The organism is Intrasporangium sp. (genome assembly GCF_030452765.1).
Taxonomy (GTDB): domain Bacteria; phylum Actinomycetota; class Actinomycetes; order Actinomycetales; family Dermatophilaceae; genus Intrasporangium_A.
The window spans coordinates 1-3,199 of record NZ_JAKDLO010000299.1 but is presented as its reverse complement, the minus strand read 5'-3'; the positions used below and the strand labels follow the sequence as shown (position 1 = coordinate 3,199).

The following is a 3,199-nucleotide window of genomic DNA, read 5'->3' as shown; positions in this document are numbered from 1 at the left end:
AGTCACACCATCGGCATAGGACGGTCTATGCCGACGTCGGCATAGACCGTCAAGGCGAACCAGCGCGCGCTGCGCGACCGGCTCAAGGCGCTGCCCTGGAAGGACGTGCCGGCTACCTCCACGCGCGCCACCAGCCACGGGCGACAGGTCCGGCGCACGGTCAAGGCGATCACCGCCCCCGGATGGGTCGCCTTCCCCGGCGCGGCACAGGTCGCCCAGATCCGTCGCACCCGAACCATCAAGGGCCGCAAGCAAGTTGAGGTCGTGTACGTGATCTGCTCATTGCCCATGACCGAGGCACCACCGGCCACGATCGCCGCCTGGATCCAGGGCCACTGGGGCATCGAGAACCGACTGCACTGGGTCCGCGACGTCACCTTCGACGAGGACCGACACCAGCTACGAGCCGGTCACGGCCCGCAGGTGATGGCCACCCTGAGAAACGTCGCGATCAGCCTGCACCGGCTCGCCGGACAGACCTGTATCGCCGCCGCGCTACGACATCACGCCCGCGACAGCCGCCGCCCCATCACGCTCTTGACCACCGCATGACGACTTTGCCGACCCCCTGCCGTTGCGCGGAGGCTCATTGCGGCCATCGCGCTCAGCCGCCCCAGAATGCCTGATCTCCGCCACAGCGCTGCAACGGTTGGACCACGGTTGGACCATGGGCTAACGTTCCAACAGTTGGGAGCTCGAGCCCCACCGGGTCGAAGACAAGCCGCCAAGACCCCGCCTCTTGATGTCGAACAAATCGTGACGAAGGCGCCATGGGGGCTTCGTCACAGTAGGCGTCTAACGTGGGATAAGCGGGACGCGTCCAGGGATCACCTGGTCGCGGACGAAGCATGCGGCAACGTAGGTCGCAGGATACTGCCAGCCCTTGCCGTTACCTCGACAGGGCACCGGCCGACGGGTTCGTGGAGATCAAGTTCGTGGCGGTCGCCGAGTCCGCTCGAGGCGGCGGTACCGGTCGTCGGGTAGTCGACGACATCGCCGCCAAATTCGCTGGCCGGGAGTTGTGCGCGTTCTCTGAGGAGGACGAGTTCTGGCGTGCGCTCGGGTGGACCGAACATCGACGCCGCAAGGACGCTCAGCATTACCGGCTGCTGTTCACGTTCCCCTGAGAGCGCGGCCGATTCGGCAGGACGATCGGCATGTGACAGCGACGAAGGGCGCCCCGATTCTCGGTCAGACCCGGCGCCAGAGAGTCTCCGACAAAGCCGTGGCACGCGGCGGGATGCGGCTGACACACCTTCAGGCCTTCAGGCATGACATCGACCGTGGAGACCATGGGCCCCCGCGACCGGCCAGCCGACCATCGGGATCAGCTCTTCGGCGACGGCTGGCCGACGTTCATCACCGCCGACCAGGTGGTCACCCGGCACATCGGCACCGTGCGCCGGCTCTTCGCCGACCTCGAGCTCGTGCTGCCGGACGAACACGACGTCCCGGGCGCAGCGGGCTGGGCGGTACCCGTTCGGTGGGACGGCACGCCCGAGCAACTCCCCGACGGTTACACGGTTGCACTTGTGCGCGCCGTCCAGGGCCACGAGCAGGGCCGAACCGCGGACACCCTGGTCGTCCGCCCAGGCCCACCCGGGCCGGCGAGGCCAGGGCCTGGCCGCTTAGTTCTTGACCGCGATGCGCCGGCTTGCCGAGCTGCGAGACTGGGCGCGAGTCGTCGCCCCGGTCCGCCCACGCTCAAGAGTCGGTACCCGTTGACCCCGATCGAGCAGTTCGCGACCTGGACGCGCAACGACGGGCTGCCCCTGGACCCGTGGCTGCGAACCCACATCCGACTCGGTGCCCCGATCATCGCCACGGGGCCTCGCAGACGATGACCGGCACCGTGGCGCAGTGGCAGGTGTGGACCGGGATGTGCCTCCCCACCACCGGCACGTACGTGATCCCCGACGGGCTGAGCACCCTGAGCATCGACGTGGAACGCGACACCGGCGTCTACGTCGAGCCCAACGTCTGGATGCAGCACCGATAGCGGAACCCGTTACGGACGGTCCGGTGTTGTCGCTCGTCACTCGAGTGCGAGTACGACCTGGAGCGCACTGTCGACGGCGCGCATCTCGCCGCTGCTCAGTCGGCCGGCGAAGTCTCCCAGCCGCACCTGCGGATCGATCACGGTGAGCTGCTCGACCATCACCCGGGTCTTGATGCCATTGATCTCGATCTCGGGCCGGAAAGACGCCGGTCGGCGGCCAGTGGAGGTCGGCGCGATGATCCACGTGGATAGTGGCAGGTCGTCAGACTGGACCACGACCGCGTAGCGTGCGCCCGCCTGCTCGTGACCCCGGGCGTCCTTGGGTGCCTTGAGCCGGTAGAGGTCACCACGCACGGATCGCGTCCATCTCGGCCGCCAGCTCACGGGATGCCTCGACGTCGTCAGGATCGTTGCGCAGGCTCTCGGCTTCGGCCCTTAGCCGTGCACGACGGTGGGCCCGTTCGGTTTCCAGGATCGCGGCGCGGGCAGCTTCAGACCGCGATTGTCCTTCGCCGGTGAGCGACTCCAACGCGCGCTCAACCTCGGGGTCAGTACGAATCGTAAGCGTTCCCATACGACAAACTGTACTACGTTGTCTCGCGAGATGGCGCGGCAGACCCAGCCCGTTCAGTTCCCGCAAGACGATCCCCATACGGGCCTCGCCACGGGCCAACAAAGAGGGCCGACGGAAAGAGCAGCAAGCGGGCCGAGGCGGCGACCTTCGCGGCTCCTTCGGTGCGGGCGTACCTGTATGGCTATGCATGAGCGTCCTAGTCTCCCAACTTCCGCTTCTGCCGCGATCCGCGTGTCTGGCCAACCTCCGAGAGGGTGCGTCCTATCGCCGCCAGTCGCTACACAACGTGGAACTCGACTCGGTGGACCAGGGTGTCGTCGCCGATCGGCCCCGAGTGGGCCGCCCGGTCCCGAAGAGCCTCAAGATCTTCCTCACCTGATGCGGCCAAGTCGTCTGCGGTCACGGCCGAGAAGGGCAGCACCTCGAGGGAGTCGATTTCGATGACGACGCCGGCAGTCTGGTAACGGCCACCCACCTTGACCTGCGGTCTGCTCCACAGCCTGATCGAGACCATGACCTCGCCGCTTGCCACCCGGTCGCGAAGGTCCCGACTGAACATCACAGCAACACGCTAAGGCCGCCACCACTCGCTCGTCGATGTAGCCCCTTCCGCCGCCAGTCGTGCG

The 3,199-nt window shown here is 67.1% G+C and carries 6 protein-coding genes and 1 pseudogene; 4 read left to right on the top strand and 3 right to left on the bottom strand.

The genetic code is table 11. From position 1 onward, the window contains the following. Positions 1-60: 60 nt before the first annotated feature. The 4 genes and pseudogenes from L0H79_RS21705 to L0H79_RS21690 form a co-directional block, all read left to right on the top strand. Positions 61-552 (top strand): annotated as a pseudogene (locus L0H79_RS21705) (ISAs1 family transposase); the annotation flags it as partial. 368 nt (positions 553-920) lie between these two features. Beyond that, complete coding sequence (locus tag L0H79_RS21700; protein WP_301486833.1) at positions 921-1,127, top strand: hypothetical protein; 207 nt, start codon at positions 921-923, stop codon at positions 1,125-1,127. Between the two features lie 144 nt (positions 1,128-1,271). After that, positions 1,272-1,844 (top strand): hypothetical protein, encoded by a 573-nt coding sequence (locus L0H79_RS21695; protein WP_301486831.1) that lies wholly within the window; start codon positions 1,272-1,274, stop codon positions 1,842-1,844. Then, positions 1,841-1,999 carry a hypothetical protein gene (locus L0H79_RS21690; RefSeq protein ID WP_301486830.1) on the top strand — a complete coding sequence of 53 codons (159 nt, stop codon included), beginning with the start codon at positions 1,841-1,843 and terminating at the stop codon, positions 1,997-1,999. The genes L0H79_RS21695 and L0H79_RS21690 overlap by 4 nt, the downstream gene beginning before the upstream one ends. Before the next feature lie 36 nt (positions 2,000-2,035). On the opposite strand, the gene L0H79_RS21685 is transcribed toward L0H79_RS21690, so the two are convergent. The 3 genes from L0H79_RS21685 to L0H79_RS21675 all read right to left on the bottom strand — a co-directional run bounded on the left by L0H79_RS21685 (position 2,036) and on the right by L0H79_RS21675 (position 3,135). Beyond that, positions 2,036-2,353 (bottom strand): type II toxin-antitoxin system PemK/MazF family toxin, encoded by a 318-nt coding sequence (locus tag L0H79_RS21685; protein WP_301486828.1) that lies wholly within the window; start codon positions 2,351-2,353, stop codon positions 2,036-2,038. Next, positions 2,343-2,573: a hypothetical protein gene (locus L0H79_RS21680; protein WP_301486826.1), complete on the bottom strand. Its 231-nt coding sequence runs from the start codon at positions 2,571-2,573 to the stop codon at positions 2,343-2,345. Before L0H79_RS21680 ends, L0H79_RS21685 begins: the two co-directional genes overlap by 11 nt. A gap of 277 nt (positions 2,574-2,850) precedes the next feature. Then, positions 2,851-3,135 carry an ASCH domain-containing protein gene (locus L0H79_RS21675; protein WP_301486825.1) on the bottom strand — a complete coding sequence of 95 codons (285 nt, stop codon included), beginning with the start codon at positions 3,133-3,135 and terminating at the stop codon, positions 2,851-2,853. Positions 3,136-3,199 lie beyond the last annotated feature (64 nt).

Excerpts from the sequence above, each read along its gene's own strand:
- L0H79_RS21695 (WP_301486831.1), top strand. The coding sequence starts at position 1,272 with ATGACATCGACCGTGGAGACCATGGGCCCCCGCGACCGGCCAGCCGAC.
- L0H79_RS21690 (WP_301486830.1), top strand. The coding sequence starts at position 1,841 with ATGACCGGCACCGTGGCGCAGTGGCAGGTGTGGACCGGGATGTGCCTC.
- L0H79_RS21680 (WP_301486826.1), bottom strand. The coding sequence starts at position 2,573 with ATGGGAACGCTTACGATTCGTACTGACCCCGAGGTTGAGCGCGCGTTG.